General features: G+C 44.4%; 22 protein-coding genes. 8 read left to right on the forward strand and 14 right to left on the reverse strand.

The window, feature by feature from the left end; genetic code table 11:
* The first annotated feature begins 3 nt into the window (after positions 1-3).
* From ITG10_RS19650 to ITG10_RS19670, 5 genes are all read left to right on the forward strand, one after another.
* On the forward strand, positions 4-471 hold the full coding sequence (locus ITG10_RS19650; RefSeq protein ID WP_017630156.1) for a PTS sugar transporter subunit IIA: 468 nt from the start codon (positions 4-6) through the stop codon (positions 469-471).
* A gap of 10 nt (positions 472-481) precedes the next feature.
* Positions 482-1,180 carry an L-ribulose-5-phosphate 4-epimerase gene (locus tag ITG10_RS19655; RefSeq protein ID WP_016787381.1) on the forward strand — a complete coding sequence of 233 codons (699 nt, stop codon included), beginning with the start codon at positions 482-484 and terminating at the stop codon, positions 1,178-1,180.
* Positions 1,181-1,278: 98 nt separating this feature from the next.
* Positions 1,279-2,100 (forward strand): pyridoxal phosphatase, encoded by an 822-nt coding sequence (locus tag ITG10_RS19660; RefSeq protein WP_017630157.1) that lies wholly within the window; start codon positions 1,279-1,281, stop codon positions 2,098-2,100.
* Between the two features lie 4 nt (positions 2,101-2,104).
* Positions 2,105-2,752 carry a 3-keto-L-gulonate-6-phosphate decarboxylase UlaD gene (locus ITG10_RS19665; RefSeq protein ID WP_009845897.1) on the forward strand — a complete coding sequence of 216 codons (648 nt, stop codon included), beginning with the start codon at positions 2,105-2,107 and terminating at the stop codon, positions 2,750-2,752.
* Positions 2,753-2,760: 8 nt separating this feature from the next.
* Positions 2,761-3,642: an L-ribulose-5-phosphate 3-epimerase gene (locus ITG10_RS19670; RefSeq protein WP_017630161.1), complete on the forward strand. Its 882-nt coding sequence runs from the start codon at positions 2,761-2,763 to the stop codon at positions 3,640-3,642.
* A gap of 162 nt (positions 3,643-3,804) precedes the next feature.
* Here ITG10_RS19670 and ITG10_RS19675 read toward each other — a convergent pair whose 3' ends face one another.
* A complete protein-coding gene (locus tag ITG10_RS19675) occupies positions 3,805-4,014 on the reverse strand; it encodes a hypothetical protein (RefSeq protein ID WP_017630162.1) in 210 nt (69 codons plus the stop codon).
* A gap of 245 nt (positions 4,015-4,259) precedes the next feature.
* On the opposite strand from ITG10_RS19675, the gene ITG10_RS19680 reads away from it, so the two are divergent.
* The 3 genes from ITG10_RS19680 (at position 4,260) to ITG10_RS19690 (ending at position 5,953) form a co-directional block, all read left to right on the forward strand.
* Complete coding sequence (locus tag ITG10_RS19680) at positions 4,260-4,859, forward strand: beta-phosphoglucomutase family hydrolase (protein WP_248387089.1); 600 nt, start codon at positions 4,260-4,262, stop codon at positions 4,857-4,859.
* A 36-nt stretch (positions 4,860-4,895) separates the two neighbouring features.
* Positions 4,896-5,567 (forward strand): ribulose-phosphate 3-epimerase, encoded by a 672-nt coding sequence (rpe, locus tag ITG10_RS19685; protein WP_017630164.1) that lies wholly within the window; start codon positions 4,896-4,898, stop codon positions 5,565-5,567.
* Between the two features lie 248 nt (positions 5,568-5,815).
* On the forward strand, positions 5,816-5,953 hold the full coding sequence (locus ITG10_RS19690) for a hypothetical protein (protein WP_009845892.1): 138 nt from the start codon (positions 5,816-5,818) through the stop codon (positions 5,951-5,953).
* Between the two features lie 194 nt (positions 5,954-6,147).
* Here the strand turns inward: ITG10_RS19690 and ITG10_RS19695 are convergent, their stop codons facing one another.
* The 13 genes from ITG10_RS19695 to yiaK all read right to left on the reverse strand — a co-directional run bounded on the left by ITG10_RS19695 (position 6,148) and on the right by yiaK (position 17,527).
* On the reverse strand, positions 6,148-7,347 hold the full coding sequence (locus ITG10_RS19695; RefSeq protein WP_017630165.1) for an MFS transporter: 1,200 nt from the start codon (positions 7,345-7,347) through the stop codon (positions 6,148-6,150).
* An 89-nt stretch (positions 7,348-7,436) separates the two neighbouring features.
* Positions 7,437-7,760, reverse strand: a complete 324-nt coding sequence (locus tag ITG10_RS19700; RefSeq protein WP_017630166.1) for a hypothetical protein — start codon at positions 7,758-7,760, stop codon at positions 7,437-7,439.
* A 10-nt stretch (positions 7,761-7,770) separates the two neighbouring features.
* Entirely contained in the window at positions 7,771-8,640 is an 870-nt protein-coding gene (locus ITG10_RS19705; protein ID WP_017630167.1) for an L-ribulose-5-phosphate 3-epimerase, read from the reverse strand.
* 9 nt (positions 8,641-8,649) lie between these two features.
* Positions 8,650-9,408, reverse strand: coding sequence for an IclR family transcriptional regulator (locus tag ITG10_RS19710; RefSeq protein ID WP_017058872.1), 759 nt, complete (start codon positions 9,406-9,408; stop codon positions 8,650-8,652).
* Positions 9,409-9,415: 7 nt separating this feature from the next.
* On the reverse strand, positions 9,416-10,060 hold the full coding sequence (locus ITG10_RS19715) for a 3-keto-L-gulonate-6-phosphate decarboxylase UlaD (protein ID WP_017630168.1): 645 nt from the start codon (positions 10,058-10,060) through the stop codon (positions 9,416-9,418).
* On the reverse strand, positions 10,053-11,546 hold the full coding sequence (locus tag ITG10_RS19720) for an FGGY-family carbohydrate kinase (RefSeq protein ID WP_248387090.1): 1,494 nt from the start codon (positions 11,544-11,546) through the stop codon (positions 10,053-10,055). The genes ITG10_RS19715 and ITG10_RS19720 overlap by 8 nt, the downstream gene beginning before the upstream one ends.
* A complete protein-coding gene (locus ITG10_RS19725; protein ID WP_017630169.1) occupies positions 11,546-12,034 on the reverse strand; it encodes a YhcH/YjgK/YiaL family protein in 489 nt (162 codons plus the stop codon). Before ITG10_RS19725 ends, ITG10_RS19720 begins: the two co-directional genes overlap by 1 nt.
* A gap of 44 nt (positions 12,035-12,078) precedes the next feature.
* Positions 12,079-12,921 carry a Cof-type HAD-IIB family hydrolase gene (locus ITG10_RS19730; RefSeq protein ID WP_017630170.1) on the reverse strand — a complete coding sequence of 281 codons (843 nt, stop codon included), beginning with the start codon at positions 12,919-12,921 and terminating at the stop codon, positions 12,079-12,081.
* A 10-nt stretch (positions 12,922-12,931) separates the two neighbouring features.
* Complete coding sequence (locus ITG10_RS19735) at positions 12,932-13,642, reverse strand: L-ribulose-5-phosphate 4-epimerase (RefSeq protein WP_017058867.1); 711 nt, start codon at positions 13,640-13,642, stop codon at positions 12,932-12,934.
* Positions 13,643-13,736: 94 nt separating this feature from the next.
* A complete protein-coding gene (locus ITG10_RS19740) occupies positions 13,737-14,711 on the reverse strand; it encodes a DctP family TRAP transporter solute-binding subunit (RefSeq protein WP_017630171.1) in 975 nt (324 codons plus the stop codon).
* 21 nt (positions 14,712-14,732) lie between these two features.
* On the reverse strand, positions 14,733-16,013 hold the full coding sequence (locus tag ITG10_RS19745) for a TRAP transporter large permease subunit (RefSeq protein ID WP_017058865.1): 1,281 nt from the start codon (positions 16,011-16,013) through the stop codon (positions 14,733-14,735).
* The gene (locus ITG10_RS19750) at positions 16,013-16,501 is read right to left on the reverse strand and encodes a TRAP transporter small permease (protein ID WP_017630172.1); all 489 of its coding nucleotides are present in this window, start codon (positions 16,499-16,501) and stop codon (positions 16,013-16,015) included. Before ITG10_RS19750 ends, ITG10_RS19745 begins: the two co-directional genes overlap by 1 nt.
* 24 nt (positions 16,502-16,525) lie before the next feature.
* A complete protein-coding gene (gene yiaK, locus ITG10_RS19755; protein ID WP_017630173.1) occupies positions 16,526-17,527 on the reverse strand; it encodes a 3-dehydro-L-gulonate 2-dehydrogenase in 1,002 nt (333 codons plus the stop codon).
* Positions 17,528-17,664: the final 137 nt, after the last annotated feature.

Consider the following 17,664-nt stretch of genomic DNA (forward strand, 5'->3'; position numbering starts at 1 on the left):
AACATGAACTTAAAAGAATCTCTTATCAAAAATAACTCTATCCTACTCAACGCAAAAGCCGCTGACTGGAAAGCGGCGATCAAGCTTGGTACTGATGCATTGGTGAAAGCGGGTATTGCGGAAGAGCGTTACTACGACGCGATTACCAAAGCGATTGGTGAAGAAGGCCCTTATATCTGTATTCACGATGCGTTCGCACTGCCGCATTGCCGCCCTGAAGATGGTGTGATTCGTACTGGGTTTGCTTTAACTGTGCTTGAAACACCAATCATGTTTGAAGGTGTTGATGAGCCTGTTGATGTGTTGATCACGTTAGCGGGTAAAGATTCAGAAGAGCACATCGAAGGCACCATGCAAGTGGCGAACTTGATTGAATTTGATGAAGACTTCTCAAAACTTCGCGCATGCAAAAGCCCAGAAGAAGTGGCGCGTTTAATTGATGCTGCGTTACTGCAAGCGGAAGCAGCGTAAGGAGACAACTATGTCTAAATATAGCCAACTGAAACAACGCGTCTTAGAAGCCAATTTGCAGCTTCCGAAGTATGGTTTGGTGACATTCACTTGGGGCAATGTCTCTGAGTTTGACCGTACTAATGGCGTGATAGCGATTAAGCCATCAGGTGTCGAATACTGCGATATGACAGCTGAAGATATGGTGGTCGTCGATCTAGAAGGCAACATTGTTGAAGGGAAACTGAATCCTTCAAGTGATACCGCAACTCATTTAGAGCTTTACAAAGCTTTCCCTGAGGTCAGTGGCATTGTTCACACGCATTCACGCAGTGCCACTATTTGGGCGCAAGCCGGCATCGATATTCCAGCCTTGGGCACCACTCATGCTGACTATTTCTACGGTGACATCCCATGTACACGTCGATTGTCTCACTCTGAAATTGCTGAAGAGTACGAGAAAAATACCGGCTTGGTGATCATTGAAGAGTTCAAGCAGCGTCGAATTGATCCAATGGCCGTTCCCAGCGTGATTGTTGCAGGACATGCGCCTTTCTCTTGGGGCAAAGACGCCAACGATGCGGTTCACAACGCGGTGGTATTAGAAGAAGTGTCTGCAATGGCGTTGGCAACGCGCACCTTGAATAGCGGCATCAAAATTCAGCCAGAACTATCCGACAAACACTACTTACGTAAGCACGGTGAAAATGCTTATTACGGCCAACAGTAAATCGGCTTTTCGTTTAAGTAGGCCGTTTAACGAGCTTCGGCTCTAAGTAGTTTCAATATTGATTAGGCCCGACTTCAGGGAATAAGTGAGAGGACTCTATGTATAAAGTGCTGGCGTTAGATCTCGATGGAACCGTGTTAAAGGATGATCACACGATTCATCCAGAACTGAAAAAGGCGATCCAAGAAGCCAAACAAAGTTGTCATGTCGTGATTGTGACTGGTCGACACCACACAGCAGCACGACCTTATTACTACGAATTGGGGTTAGATACGCCAATCATCTGCTGTAACGGCACTTATGTTTATGACTATCAAACTGAAACGGTACTGACTCAAAACTCGATAGATAAAGACAAAGCGCTGACCTTCATCGATATGGCAGATGAGTTTCAGCTCAAAATGGTCATGTACATCACGCATGCCATGACGTACTCACACTACAACCCATTTGCCTACATGTTGGCATTGGAAAGTTGGGCAGAAACGGCACCAGAGCAACATCGCCCTCAAATTTACCAAGTGGAATCATTCATTGAAACGGCTCAGCAAGCCGAACACGTTTGGAAGTTTGTGGTGGAAGGTAGCCAAGACTCAGTAGACCGTTTAATGCAACACCCATGGATAGAAGAGAACTTCAACGGTGAACGTTCTTGGTCAAACCGAATCGACTTTGCTGCAAAAGGTAACAGTAAGGGCCTACGCCTTGCTGAATACATCGCAGAACTGGGTTATCAAGCCGATGACGTGATTGCCGTCGGTGATAACCACAACGACATATCCATGCTTAAGTACGCCGGGTTAGGCGTAGCGATGCTCAATGCTGATGACATCGTCAAGTCATACGTTCAACGCGTGTGCTCAACAGATAACAACCATGATGGCTTAGCCCGTCTAATACGTGAACAAATTAAAGGATAACAACATGACTAAACCAATGATTCAGATCGCCCTAGACCAAACAAACCTTCCTGCTGCCATTGAAGTGGCAAACAACGTTGAAAGCTTTGTTGATGTGATTGAAGTGGGCACTATTTTGGCGTTTGCAGAAGGGATGACGGCGGTTTCTACGCTTCGTAAGAATCACCCAGACCATATCCTTGTGTGCGACATGAAAACAACAGATGGTGGCGCTATTTTGGCTCGTATGGCATTCGAAGCGGGCGCTGATTGGATTACCGTTTCTGCTGCTGCACACATCGCAACCATTGGTGCATGTAAGAAAGTCGCTGATGAATTTAACGGTGAAATCCAAATCGAAATTTATGGTAACTGGACAATGGACGATGCTCAATCTTGGGTCGACCTAGGTATCTCTCAAGCTATCTATCACCGTTCTCGTGACGCTGAACTAGCCGGTGTAGGCTGGACTGAAGAAGATCTAGTGAAGATGCGTGCCTTGTCTGAAATGGGTATCGAGCTTTCTATCACGGGCGGTATCGTGCCTGAAGACCTTTACCTATTTGAAGGCATTAAAGCGAAAACCTTTATCGCAGGCCGCGCACTTGCAGGCGATAAAGGTAAAGAGACAGCAGAAGCGCTAAAAGCTCAGATCGACCGTTACTGGAACTAGGAGGCGTTATGTATCAAAACCTGTTACGCCACCGTGTAGGGCTTTATGAAAAGGCCCTACCTAACGAACTCAGCTGGGAAGATAAACTTAAGCAAACCAAAGAACTCGGCTTTGATTTTCTTGAGATATCGGTAGACGAATCAGATGAGCGTCGCAGTCGACTAGATTGGAATGACGAAGAAGTGTATGCCTTGCGTCGCCTGTGTGAAAAGCATGGTGTACCGCTGCAATCTATGTGTTTAAGCGCGCATCGTAAGTTCCCATTTGGATCTGCAGATCCTGTGATTCGAGAACAAGCTGTCATCCATATGGAGAAAGCGATCTCGTTGGCTTACAAGTTGGGTATTCGTACCATCCAACTCGCTGGGTATGACGTCTACTATGAGCCAGCCGATAAAGTGACTCACCAGAGGTTTATTGAAGGCATGAAGCTTTCCGCGCAGTTGGCGGAAAGGTCGGGCGTTATGCTTGCTGTCGAGATCATGGATACCGATTACTTGAACTCTTTGAGCAAGTTTGAAGTACTGAGTCGTGAAGTCAATTCACCGTATTTCACGGCGTATCCAGATGTGGGCAATATCTCTGGTTGGAATTACGACATAGTGACTGAGCTCAAACTGAGTAAGCCTCATATCACTCAAATTCACCTCAAAGACACTTATAAAGTGACTGACGAGTACAAAGGGCAGTTTCGAGACTTAGTGATTGGTGATGGTGAGGTTGACTTCAATGCCATTTTTGAAACGTTGAAAGAGACTGAGTGCGTTGTACCACTCGTGATCGAGATGTGGGCTCAAGATGAACGCTGGAAAGATAATATACTCACGGCACAAAAACGCTTGAATGAAGTGTGTGTTCAAACGAGTGTTCCGATGCTGTTTGACCACTAGCTCTACTTAGAATGCTTAACGAGTTTCTCTTTGCGTTCTCCATGCTCCTAACGAAAAGAGAAAATGCAGCATATTGCCCCCAATATGCTGCATTTTTATATCAATATGTCGCTCTAAACTTTTGAAGCTGAGGTTATGTCAATTTTGAAATAGTGGCTGTGCTTAAACAGCGATCGTTACATGATCACGGCCCACTTCAGCCATCTGAATCAGGTAGTCCGTATGGTACTTCTTCTTGATGATGATTTGGCTACCGATTTCAGCAATAATCTTTACCACTTCCAACGCATCAGAAGGATGTAATGAAGAGTCTTTTGAAATTTCGATATTAACGCCTAAATTTGCCAATTTGATGATGTCGCTAGAATGCATGGTCGTGTCCAAGGTATTTGATTTTCGTGGACTATATCATCTTCAATTTATGCAACTCTACTTGGTTTAAGTAAAAATGGGTGAGATGTGCTCAAAATATGATTTCAATAGTAAAACAACGGCTTTTATTGCATCACTTCGGTTAATTGTCGGATTGTTGAATAAGATCATATTAAGAGGATCATGAATAGGTTTTATCTAGTGCGATTAGTACTATGAGTCTCAAAACAGACGAGAGATTGACGATGCCAAAGTTAGATAAATATAAAGGAATTATTTTTGATCTCGATGGGACTCTGGTCAATTCTATGGTGGCACATGCTCATGCATGGCAACAAACTTGTGAGAAGTTCGGTATTCCTTACGACAAAGAATGGTTAGACCAACTTGGTGGAATGCCATCGAGAAAAGTCACACAAGAGATCCTAAAGCGTTACGACCTAAAGCTAGATGCTCAGGAAATTACCTCGGATAAAATCGCCAACTTTGAAGCCATTGAGCACAAAGGTGACGTTATCCCAGAAACCTATGCGATCTTGCAGCAACAGTATCAATTGAAAAAAATTGGAATTGGCACTGGTGCGCAGGCAAAGCATGCAAGGGCGATTCTCAAGATGACGGACATCCCGTCAATGATACGCACAATAGTGACTTCGGATGACGTAGAAAATCATAAACCTAACCCAGATACTTTTCTGAAAGTCGCTAGGCAGTTAGAACTTGATCCTACGGATTGTGTGGTATTTGAAGATACGATCATTGGGCAATACGCTGCAACGGCTGCAGGTATGGATTGTTACATGGTCGAGGATGGGCGCATAACCCAGTTTGTTCCAGCGAGCTAAACAGAATTTAACGATACAAAAATAACTAGGAAAACAATGAAACAATATCTTATCGCACCTTCGATTCTTTCTGCTGATTTGGCTCGCCTTGGTGAGGACGTAGAACGCGTTCTGGCGGCTGGGGCTGATGTTATTCATTTTGACGTTATGGATAACCATTATGTACCCAACCTGACTTTTGGTGCGCCAGTATTAAAAGCACTACGAGATTATGGCATTACAGCGCCGATTGACGTGCATTTAATGGCGAAGCCTGTTGATCAACTGGTGCCTCAATTTGCAGAGGCGGGTGCGACGATGATTACGTTTCATGTAGAAGCCTCTGAGCATGTTGACCGTACTTTACAGTTAATTAAAGAGCACGGTTGCCAAGCCGGAGTGGTATTAAACCCTGCAACACCGTTGAGTCATCTTGATTACATCATGGATAAAGTCGACTTGATATTAGTGATGTCGGTGAACCCTGGTTTTGGTGGTCAATCTTTCATCCCAGCTACGCTCGATAAGCTGCGTTCAATCCGATCACGCATTAATGAATCTGGGCGTGATATTCGCTTAGAAGTCGATGGCGGTGTGAAAGTTAACAACATAAAAGAGATTGCTGAAGCGGGGGCGGATATGTTTGTTGCTGGCTCAGCTATTTTTGATAGTGAAGATTACGGACAAGTTATCGATTCAATGCGATCGGAGTTGGCTCAATTGAATTAAGTTGTGTATCTATTGCAGTACAAAGGCTCGAAGTGTTCTGTGTATCAGGCTTCGGGCTTTTTTTGTATCTAATGGATGTTGATTGAATGAAAAATCACGTGGAGTAAGCAGAGGTTTCGAGGCGTTGTTTGGTTGGTGTGCTCTTCAGTTGGCGTTTATATTTGTGTAATAAAAATACAGTTATTATTGACTTTGGTCACATAACGGCGCAAAATTGACCTCAGATCACACAACGATGAGAACACAGTATGAACGCTACAGTAATCACAAATGAAAACAACGCATCACTAGCAAAACCTTCAGTAATGAATGAAGTTCTATTTTTTGCTAAGTCTACCGTTATCATGGGTGCAATTATCCTACTTGTTGCTTCTGCTTGGGTTTAATTTCTTAAATAAACCCGCGTTAAGTGTGATCAGTGGTGGTGATTAGCCACTCACTGACACAAACTAACATCAGAAGCATTACATCCATTCTCTGTATTTTTTCACTTCTAGGCTAATCAGGCCGAATTTCTCGCTATCGATAACCCCTAAACTTCTTTACTTCTTCAAGCCAAGCGACGTATCTAACCGATGGTTCAAATACGATGTTTTAAGCTCGACCAATACAAAACCACCATTAATAGATACGCAAGTGTAGGCGCAATATAACTCGTGCTCAGCGATATCTCATCAATCAAGCTCGCCTGTGCGAATGGCAAAATAACCCCTCCAATTGAACACATGATTAGAATCGCTGCCCCTTGTGAGTTTTGTTTACCGGATGCATGTAGCGCTTGTGCGTAAATGATAGGGTAGAGAGCTGAATTACATAGCCCGATGAAAAGCATCAAATAGCCTATCCAAACATGATTTTGATACATCGCAATGGCACTAATCAAAGCCGCTATTGTGCAAGACAGTGAGAATAGATAATGCTTGTTTACTGTGTTGCCGAACTTTGCGAATAGCACTCTGCCAATAAACATGAATACCCAATAAAGAGCGATGATCTGTGTTGCGGATACCAAACCAAGGCCGCCATATTGCTGGTCGGCAAGGTACGTAATAGTAAAGGTTCCAAAACTGACCTCGACACCTATGTACAGCAAGAGTACCAACGCTAACTTCATAAACTGCTGATTTTTAATTAAAAGCGTTAACCCTCGCCAAAAGCCTGTCATCTGCTTTGGTTTGATATCTGGGAGCGTCATTTTGCTAAAAAATATCAGCAAGCCGAAAAAGAACAGGGCGATGAGTAAGAACAGATACGAAACTTGATGGGCGGTGTTGTCAACGTTAAAACTTGTCGCCACGAGGATCACAGCAGTAAGTACCAACGGGCCAAGCACAGTGCCAACCGAGTTCGATGCTGTCGCCACACTTTGACGTATAACGCTCTTATCAGGTGTCGAGAGTAGTGATACGTAAGGTGAACTCACAACTTGAATGGCCGATACTCCTGAGGCCATCAATAAGATACCAAGCAGGGTTGAAATCAGTTGTTCTCCTCGGACCAAATATGCCATGACTAGGCAGCCGAAAAGGCACCACATCAAGCAGAACTTCAATGTACTTCTATAACCCACTTTCGCCATCACAAATGACGTTGGAAGCGACACCGTTATTCGCGTAATAAAAAAGGCCATGGGAAAGAGCATTGCCATTTTATAGTCGAGAGCGAAAGCTTCTTTGTAATAGGGAATTAGGGGGTTACTTGAAACGGTAATGAGCCCCCAGATAAAAAAGATCAAAGACAGTAAAACCAGTGGGGCATCTTTTAACGGGAATACTTTCATAGTGATTCCTTATCAATAGCGATAAAAAAAGCAGAAGATGATCTTCTGCTTTTCGATTGAGACTTTACGGTGTATTGCCTATTCAGCCGTTAATCACGTACAAAATTGATGTGATGAACATGAATGTTGTATTTCTCAATAATCACTTTGGTCGCATGCATACTTTTGATTCGTTGCTCAGAATCTAAAGCAGCAGCCATTGCTGACTCGTGCTCGTAACTGTGTTGCATCATAAGCAGCAGGTTCTTATGGCTTTCAGCTTCAATCGCTTCAGGCTTATTCAGCGTTAACCCTTGGTTATTCGGAAATGTGCGAATAATAGGCGCGACTTCGTTTTCCATGTATTGGTAGAAGTCTTGTTTTTGATCTTCAGTTAAATCAGCTTCGAAAAAAGCGGTGCGAAAAATTGTCATGGTCGTTTCCTTACAGTTCAAAGCCAGATTGGTTAGCGATAGATTTCAACGTTGCTTTTGCTTGTTTGATATCGTCTAACCAGTTGTCATTTTGAGCCCACATTTCAATCACTAATGGTGCGCTGTAATCAATTTCAGCGAGTGTTTTGAAAATAGCAGGGAAGTCGACTTGACCTTCACCAATAACCAGATCTCGGAACTGACCTTTACAGGTTTCTGAAACTCGTAACGTGTCTTTAAGGTGAACTTGTACTAGGTGATCGCGGCTCAATTTTAGCTCGGTACACACGTCGTAGTTCCAACCAGAAATATTACCTACGTCTGGGTAAGCCATGAAGTAAGGTGATGGGATTTCACGCTTAAGTACTTCAAACTTGCTCAGAGAGTTAAGGTACGGGGTGTCCATGATCTCCAAACCTAACATGATGCCTGCACGCTCCGCCATTTTGGTGGCTTGTTGCATGCCTTCAATAAAGCGAGCGTGAGTTTCAGCTGATTGCGGCTCGTAATACACGTCGTAGCCCGCCATTTGAATGCAACGAATACCCAGTTTGTATGCTAATGAGATCGCTTTTTCCATGATGATCAGCGATTCCGTACGAATAGCTTCGTCCATAGAGCCAAACGGGAATTTACGATGCGCGCTTAAACACATCGATTGGAAAGGCATTTGGTGCTTTTCACAAAGGCGACGAAGTTCGTAGATTTCTTCATCAGACCAATCCAAACGAGCGCGTCGCTCATCGGTTTCATCGACAGAAATTTCCACAAAGTCGAAGCCCGCTTCTTTCGCGTGAATCAGGCGCTCTTCCCAAGTAAGGGAAGTTGGCATCGCTTTTTCGTAAATACCTAATCTGAATTTGTTTTTAGAATCAAACATTCTTTTTCCTTAAAAGAGTTGTTGTTCTATACGCGTTGTAATGTCTTGAATTCTGCTAGCAATTTCTTCGTAGCCGAGTGCTTTCATTTTGGGCGTAAGCGACGAGACACTTACCGCGTATACAGGAGATTTGTTCTTGTCAAAAATAGGGACAGCAACACAAGAGATACCCGCTTCGTTCTCTTCATCATCGAGCGCATAACCACGCGCTTTGATTTTATCGAGAACATCAAAAAACTGAGACTTATCGAGAATCGTATTCTCAGTTAACGGTTTCATCGTGCTGACATTGCGTTGCCAGTAGGTCTCTCGAACGCTCTCTGAGCTGAATGCGAGGTAACATTTACCTGCAGCAGAGCAGTACATTGGTGAATGTAGCCCTACGTAGGTTCGAGTTCTAAAGGCAGAGTTAACAGGTTCGAACTTGTCTTTAAAAATGATGTTGTCAGCATCAAAAGAGAGAAAGTTTACCGTTTCATTCACATCGTCGAGCAGTTCAGATAGATATGGCTTAACCGTGCCAGTGACATCAGAGTTGATAGCAGCATGTCCTAGCTGAACCAACTTCATTGTTAAGCGATATTCTTTACCTGAACACATTTGAGCAACATAACCAGAGGCTTCAAACGTCGCTAAAATACGATGGACAGAAGACTTGTTGAAGCCTGTCCCTTCAGACACTTTTTGTAGAGAAACGCCATTCGGGTAGTTCCCAAGGAATTCCAATACGGTCAGTGCTTTAGACAACGATTTAATTTGCTCACTCATATATGTGCTACCAGTGTTTACCTATTTCAGTATGGAAGTTTTCTGCGATGTCACGGCCATTGCTACCGGCTAATGCACGACCAGCAATAAATGACTTTGCAGACAGATTCTTAAACAAATGCAGATCGTCTGGCACAATACCACCAGTTATGGATAGTTCAATTCCAATATCCGATAATTTCTGCATTTTTATCAAATCTTCTTCGGTCCAGCTCACACCTGCGAGCTCGGCATCACGTGATCGGTGATAAATTGCTTGTTTAATACCCATGTCGACCCATGCTCTTGCGTCGTCTAGAGTCCAGTGTCCATAGAGCTCAATTTGTACTTCGCCACCAAATTCGTCCGTCACTTTTTTGGCTGAGCGTATTGTTTCGATATGAGCCGCTGCACTTACGGTTACCCAGTTGGCACCCGCTTCCATTGCTAGACGCGTTAAAATAGCGCTGGCATCGGTGATTTTCATATCACACACAATGATGTGGCTGGGGTATTTTTCTCGTAGGATTCTTACGCTATCTACGCCGTGGGCGAAGGCTAAAATCGTCCCGATTTCAATCACATCTAACTTATCTGCAACATGCTCTATTGAGGCTAATGCAGTGTCGATATCAGTGGCATCAAGTGCCATTTGTAATAAGGGCTTAGACATTCATTTCATCCTCAAATTGTTTGAACAACTGCACCAGTCTTTGATAGTGCTTATATTTTGTTTGGTATAGGTCGTAATGTTCAGGGTTTGGTTCAACACGTGATGCAGAATTGGTAATGGCTTGCGTGCATTCTTCTAGTGATGTGAATTCGCCTGCTCCCACCATCGCCATCATGGCTGCGCCTAATGAGCCAGTTTCATCAACGTCTGATATTTCAACCGTCATACCGGTTAGGTCAGCCAGCATTTGCATCCATACAGGACTAGACGCAGGGCCGCCGGTCACTTTCAATACGTTTGCTTTCGGGAAACGCTGGCGCATACGTTCAAGATGTATGTTGTGACAGAACAAAATACCTTCCCAAATCGCTTGAATCAGGTGACCTTTTGTATGGTGCGATTGCAGCCCGTAGAAGCCTGACTTCAAGCCGAGACCTTGGTTAGAACCGTAAAGAAATGGCACGAAATAGAGGCTGCTTGATGCCGTGTCTAATGCTTCAACTAATGCTTGGTTTTGCTGGTGGTCGAGTTGACCATTGTCACCAAGGTAATCGGCGAACCATTCGTAATTGCCCGCAGAGGTAGGGCTTGCTTCATGAATGATGTATTCACCATCGACAGCGTAATGGCCATAGACAAAGTTGTGCGCTTCTTGAGTCACTTGCTTTGAGATGCCAGACGTGACCGCCCAAGTGCCCATTACGTAATTCAGAGTGTCTTCAGAAGAGTTGATTCCAGAACAGATCGCGGTTGATACCACATCAAACAACCCGCCAAATACAGGTGTTCCAAGTGCAAGGCCTGTCTCTTTTGCGACTGCTGCTGTGATTTTCCCTGCTTGTTGCTGAGGTTTCACTACCGGAGGGAGCGCATCCCAAATTTCTTCGATACCAAATGTTTTTAGAAGGGCTTTGTCATACTCACCAGTGATCGAGTTGAAAAAGTTACTCTCTGAAATATTGGTCAGTTCCGCGGCCACTTCGCCCGTTAAACGATAGCGAAGATAGTCGTGAGACATCATTACTGCGCCAATGTTGTTATAGCGCTCTGCATCGTTGTCTTTGATCCAACGAATGATAGAAACCGGGTGACCTGTCCAAAGTGTTTGCAGTGTGGTTGGGTAGATCCCTTGTGCTTTACCTTGTTCTAGCCACTCTTTAACAATGGGCAGCGAACGCGAGTCTGAAGACATAATGCCATGACCAAGATTTTGTCCCTTTTTATCAAGTAGGTAAACGCCTTTGCCTTGGGCTGAAATGCTTAAGCCTTTGATGTCTAATGGATCGACTTTTGTTGTATCTAGAAGCTGTTTAATGACGTCGACCGCGTTCCCCCATAAGGCATCGAGGTCACGCTCTACCCAGCCTTGCTTCTCGTTGATGACGCTCGCCGATACGCGAGCAAGGCCTTGTTGCTCACCTTTTGCGTTAAATAACGCGGCTTTCATAAAAGTGCCGCCAGAATCAATTCCGATGTAGTAATTCATTATTTGGCATCCAGTAAGTCATTGTGAATCTTCACCACCAGTTTTCTTACCGGTTGGCTGTCATCATTTTCAATGTTGGTGATGTGCACGATATTTGGCGTGAACAAATAAAATTGATTGCGTTTTGCATGGATGAAGCTCAGTTCAATTCCCGGATATTCGTAGAATTGAAGGTCACGTTCTTGGTTATAAGGCTGCGCGTTGCTGTGTTCGCCTGTGTCTACTGCCCAAGCCATCACTTCAGAACCTTCCAGAATGATCTGCAGGTCAGAATGGTATTTATGGACTTCAGGTTGGAAGTTACCTAGTGGTTCTTTGTCGTATTCCAACACAACAAACCATGCTTGTTTTGAATCAAAACCAGGCAGTTCATGGCGACCTAGAGCAAGTTGTTCTTTGTCTATGCTGTTCAAGTACTCAAGCACGTTTTGAATAACGACAGGATACGATTTACTGATTTGAGTAAGTTGAGTATTTCCGACTAACATAAAATTCTCTTATAAAATAAACGGCTATCAAGAAACGAGCAGGGTTAGGTAAATAAGCGGTGTAAGAGTTCAGCTAGCCCTGTCTCATCATCGTTATTTTTTTGTGTGATCAGGTCTGCAGAACTTTTTACCGTATCGTCGGCATTTTGCATCGCAACGCCGAGACCAACGGCCTTAAGCATTGAGATATCGTTATGGTTGTCTCCTACGGCGATGCACTCGTCTAGACTGATGCCTAGAGGTTCGATGTAGCGAGTCAACGCATTACCTTTGCTGTTTCCCGTTGCGGCGAAATCGACCCGGTCAATCCAAGACCGTTCGCCATTGAAGTTCTCTTTTACGAAAGGAATCTCGGCAAATGTGTTTACTTCGCCTTCCACAACAAATTTCCACACATAGTCAGAGCTTTGAGCCTCATGCTGGAAATCGTCGACCTTTTGAATATTAGGGCGTTGGCTTTCCGGAAAGGTTTGAGACCACGTCAACAGCGCTTCCATGTATTCAATTGGACGAGCTCTTGAGTAGAGCATGGCATCACGAACGTACATCACCATCTTCAAGTTATGTGCTTGAGAAAGCTTAATAAATTCGGCAGCGATGTCTTTGTCTATGGCGTTTTCTTGAATGACTGTATCGTTCTGGTAATCAAAGATGTAAGTGCCGTTGCAACAAATTATTGGGGTCGATAAGCCAAGCTGGTCGTAATAAGGCTTCGCCGCAACATGGTGGCGCCCGGTAACGACAACCACATGAGTGTGCTGAGCGATCTGTTTGATCGTCTCGACTAACTCTTGGCTAATCGTGTGCTCTGAATTAAGAACGGTACCATCGAGATCGAGAGCCAATAGCTTGTGCTTAGACGACTGATGCGTAAACAGCTGATCCATGTGTGAAACCTTACTTCTGTCCGTAGTATGAGTTCTTACCGTGCTTACGGTTGTAGTGCTTATCGAGCAGCTCTGGTTGAATAGCGACTTCTGGGCTGATTGAGCGAGTGGCTGTTGCCATAGCTGCAATCTCTTCCATTACTACCGCGTTGTGCACTGCGTCTGAACCATCTTTGCCCCATGTGAATGGCGCATGGCCCGCGATGATCACGCCTGGCATTGCTTGTGGGTCGATGTCACGTTGGTTGAATTCTTCAATGATCACTAAGCCTGTATTTTTCTCGTACTCAGACTCAATTTCAGATTTAGTGAGTAATCGAGTACAAGGGACATCGCCGTAGAAGTAATCGGCGTGTGTTGTTCCCAACGCTGGAATATCTCGGCCTGCTTGTGCCCAAATAGTGGCGTTGCGAGAGTGCGTATGAACAATGCCGCCAATGTTTGGGAAGGCTTTGTAAAGCTCAACGTGGGTTGCTGTGTCACTTGAAGGGTTTAACTTGCCTTCAATACGGTTGCCTTCTAAATCCAGCACCACAATGTCGTCTGCCGTCATTACATCGTATTCCACACCAGATGGTTTGATGGCAATAACGCCGCGTTCGCGGTCAATCTCAGAGACATTGCCCCATGTGAAAGTAACTAAGCCATATTTAGGAAGTTGTAAGTTTGCTGCGAACACTCGTTCTTTTAATTCTTGATACGCGTTTGGTTCTTGAGACATGGTATTTGCCTATGTTGTATTGAGTTGAAGTACGAGTTGATTGCCTAGCTAAATTCTTAGCCAAAAACGCGCTAGGCAATCGCACTCAATCGCGTTACTTAGTGGCTAGCTTGATCTTGTTAATCATGACATCGCCATTTTTCTCGATGTAAGCGCTCCATACTGGCTGAATCGCCTGTTGGAAAGCCGCACCATCAACATCACGGTTTACTTGCATACCGTTTGCTTCTAGTTGAGCAATCATCTTGTCTTCTTTCTGGATGCTTAGCTCACGCTGCATTGCCACGGCTTCAGCGGAAACCTCTTCGATGATTTTTTGCTCTTCTTCAGTTAGCTTGTCGAACTTACGTAGGTTCATAGTAAGAACCAGTGGTGAGTAAGCGTGCTGTGTAAGGCTTAGGTACTTTTGTACTTCATCAAACTTGAAAGACAGCGTTACAGAAATTGGGTGGTCTTGAGAGTCAACAACGCCTGTTTCAAGTGCAGTATAAAGTTCAGATACTGGAAGTTGCTGAGGGTTCGCTCCTAGCTCATTGAACATGTCATTCAGTGCTTTCGAGCCGTTAACACGCATCTGTAGGCCTTTGACATCTGAAGGTAGACGAATCGGTTTCTCGTTATTGGTCATGTTGCGGTAACCGTTTTCTGGGAAACCAAGACCTTTAAGACCGAATTTCTCGAAGTTCTCTAACACTTCTTTACCCGGTTCGCCGTCTAGTACTTTGTATGCTGTTTGACGATCTGGAAACATGAATGGCAGGGTGAATGCTGCTGATTCAGGCATTAGACCGTTGTAGTTGTTTAGGCCAACCATCGCTAAATCAACGATGCCAGCGCGTGAACCGTCGATCATCTGCTTATCACTGCCCAGTTGACCTTGTGGGTATACGTTTACTTTGATTTCGCCGTTTGAACGAGCTTCTACTTCTTTCTTAAAGAACAAAGATAGGTCTTGTTGCAAATCTGACTCTGGTGCAGCGTGCGCCAGTTTTAGAGTGGTTGTTGCAAGCGCGTTTGAGCTCAATGCAATCGTTGAAGCAAGTAACGTAAGTTTTAGTAGGGTTTTCATTATTATTTTCTCCGTCGAGGATTAACCAATGACAAACGACATTGGCACAGTGATAATGCTTGGGAAGATGACAAACAGTGTGAGCAGAGCCATGTACGCAGCTATGAATGGCAATACACCTTTCACAGCCGTAGACATAGGAACTCTAGCTACACCACACACTACGTTCAGTACGGTGCCTACAGGAGGCGTAATCAGACCAATTGAACAGTTAATAACGAACAATAGTCCGAAGTACGTTGGGTCAATCCCAGCCATCTTGATGACAGGCATTAATAGAGGTACAAGAATCAGAATTGTTGGGCTCAAGTCCATAACCATGCCAACACACAGCACAAGCAACATAATCACTGCCATGAGTAGACGAGGGCTATCCACTAGTGGACCTAACATTTCTGCGAGTTGTTGAGGAAGTTGAGCAACAGTAATTAGCCAAGCTGCAACCATTGCACAACCTACTAAGAACATTACCATTGCGGTCGAACGACCTGCGTTCAGTACGATGTGATAGAACTTCTTAATGGTGAGTTCTTTGTACACAAACGTAGAGATAAAGATTGCGTATGCCGCCGCAACGACTGCCGCTTCTGTTGGCGTAAAAATGCCAAAGCGAATACCAACTATGATGATGACTGGCAGCATCAATGCCCAAACACCATCTTTCAGTGCTGCGCGCTTTTCTGCTTTTGTCGCTTTTTCTGACGTCGCTAGATTTTCTTTACGAACCGTCCAGCGCCAAACAAACATCAATGTCATACCCATCAACAAGCCTGGAACAATACCGCCTAGGAACAGGTTTTTAATTGAGATACCGCCAGCAACACCAACCAGAATCAGAGGGATTGAAGGTGGAATAACAGGTGCGATGATACCGCCGGATGCCAATAGACCCATTGAAGGTGCTTCTGGATATTTTGCTGCTTTCATCATTGGGTAAAGAATACTTACCAAGGCTGCGGCATCTGCTACCGCTGAGCCAGAAAGGCCTGCAAGTAAAACCGAAGTCATGATGGCTACGTAACCCAAACCACCTTGGCGGTGACCGACATACGTAGTCGCTAGTCGAACAATACGCTGCGACAAACCACCCGATGCCATTACTTCGCCTGCAATAAGGAAGAATGGGATGGCAAGTAGAGTGAAGCTGTCGACACCATTAATTAAAGACTGCGCAAGAATGTCTGCACTAAAGAAGTCCATATGAAGCATCAACGCCATTGAAGATAACAACAGTGCAAATGCGACAGGAAGACCAAGTAAGATTGAGACAATCAATACCGATAAGAAAATGGCTAACGTCATTATTCTTTCTCCTCTTCTAAGCTATCTAGCTGCCAGTCTGGTTTGAAGATTCGCACAAAGGCAATCACACCCATTAACACGCCTGACACCACGCCAGCTAAGTAAAATAACGCTGAAGGAAGCCCTGTTAGTTGAGAAATATCTGACCAGTTAGACATCATTTGACGGTATGAACCGACGTAAAGCATGCCGACTGATATCAATACAATTACCCAACAAATACGTCTTAGTACGGGTACTGCTTTAGGGAATAGTCGTTCAGAAAATTCCGAAACCGCGAGGTGTTCACCTCGGCGTAGCACAACGGCTGCACCGAGCATGACAATCCATACAAGACCAAGGCGAGATAGTTCTACAGAGGGACGAAGACCAGAAGAAAAGCCGTAGCGTAAAACTACGTTTGTAAATACCAGTACAATCATACAAGTCAGAATGACCGCCATGATGACATCGATACTTTTCCAAATACTCTTAAATACACTTTGCATAAAGCTTTCCCTACCTTTGGCTAATTACAGAGACGTAATCTGTTCCCAAATTCCATCGTTGATTTCAATGCCGCCAGCTGCTTCGTGTTTCTTGATGAAGTTTTCAATTTCAGAACCAGCAATCATCACTGAGCCCGTTTCTGCTGGCTCTGATTCAAGTACGTAGTCACGAATGCGCTTCATTTCTTGTGCGTAAGTGCTTTCGTCCATTGTCTTGCTTAGGTCGATAGCGATAAGGAATTGAGATACACCAAACTCACCACCCATATCTTCAGTTAGTGCGGGTACTGAGTGGCCGCCAGTAATAGCTGTTAGCATCATGTCTAGCACGATTGCCATTGATGAACCTTTCCAAAAGCCCATTGGAAGCAGACGTTTATTTTCCCAAAGTACATGTGGGTCTTTGGTTAGTTCACCGTTGTCATCAAAGCCACCTACGACAGGTAGTTCTTTGTCAGCAAGCACGAAGTTTTGTAGCTGGCCGTAAGAGAATTGAGTCATTGAGCAATCAACAACAACAGGTGGATCGCCAGCTACTGCCATGATTAGAGGGTTCGAGCCAACACGGTGATCTTTACCACCCCAAGCTGGCATTACTGCGATTGAGTTTGTTGATGCAATCCCCGCAAAACCTTCACGAGCCATTTTTAATACGTAAGCTCCGCCGCGCATCCAGTGGTTTGAATTACGCATGCCGACCATGCCAATACCGTAGTCACGTGCTAATTCCATTGCTCGTTCTGCACAGATAAGACCGTTAAGAACACCAGGTCCGTAGTTGCAATCCCATTGCTCTAATGCACCCATGCTGTTAACGCATTCTGGTTCAGCATTTAATTTGATTTGGCCCTTGTCTACTTGGTCAATGAATACCGGAAAACGGTTGATGCCATGTGAGTAAGTGCCTTCGTTTGCCATTTCAACAAAACCCGCTGCAAGCTTGGTTGCCATCTCTGGTTTCATGTCGCGAGCCAAAAGGATTCGTTCATATTCTTGTTGTAGTTTTTCTGTAGATACTAAAGGCATCAGTGCTCTCCGATAAGTTAAATTCCATAATGCGGAATAAATTATTGTTGTTATTCCGAAAATATTCTGTGAGCAAAGTTGCGAAATATTTCCTTATTAAGTTTTTCTCTAATAAGTGTTAAGCGGTTAAAAAAACG

It is taken from the genome of Vibrio sp. ED004 (assembly GCF_023206395.1).
GTDB lineage: Bacteria > Pseudomonadota > Gammaproteobacteria > Enterobacterales > Vibrionaceae > Vibrio.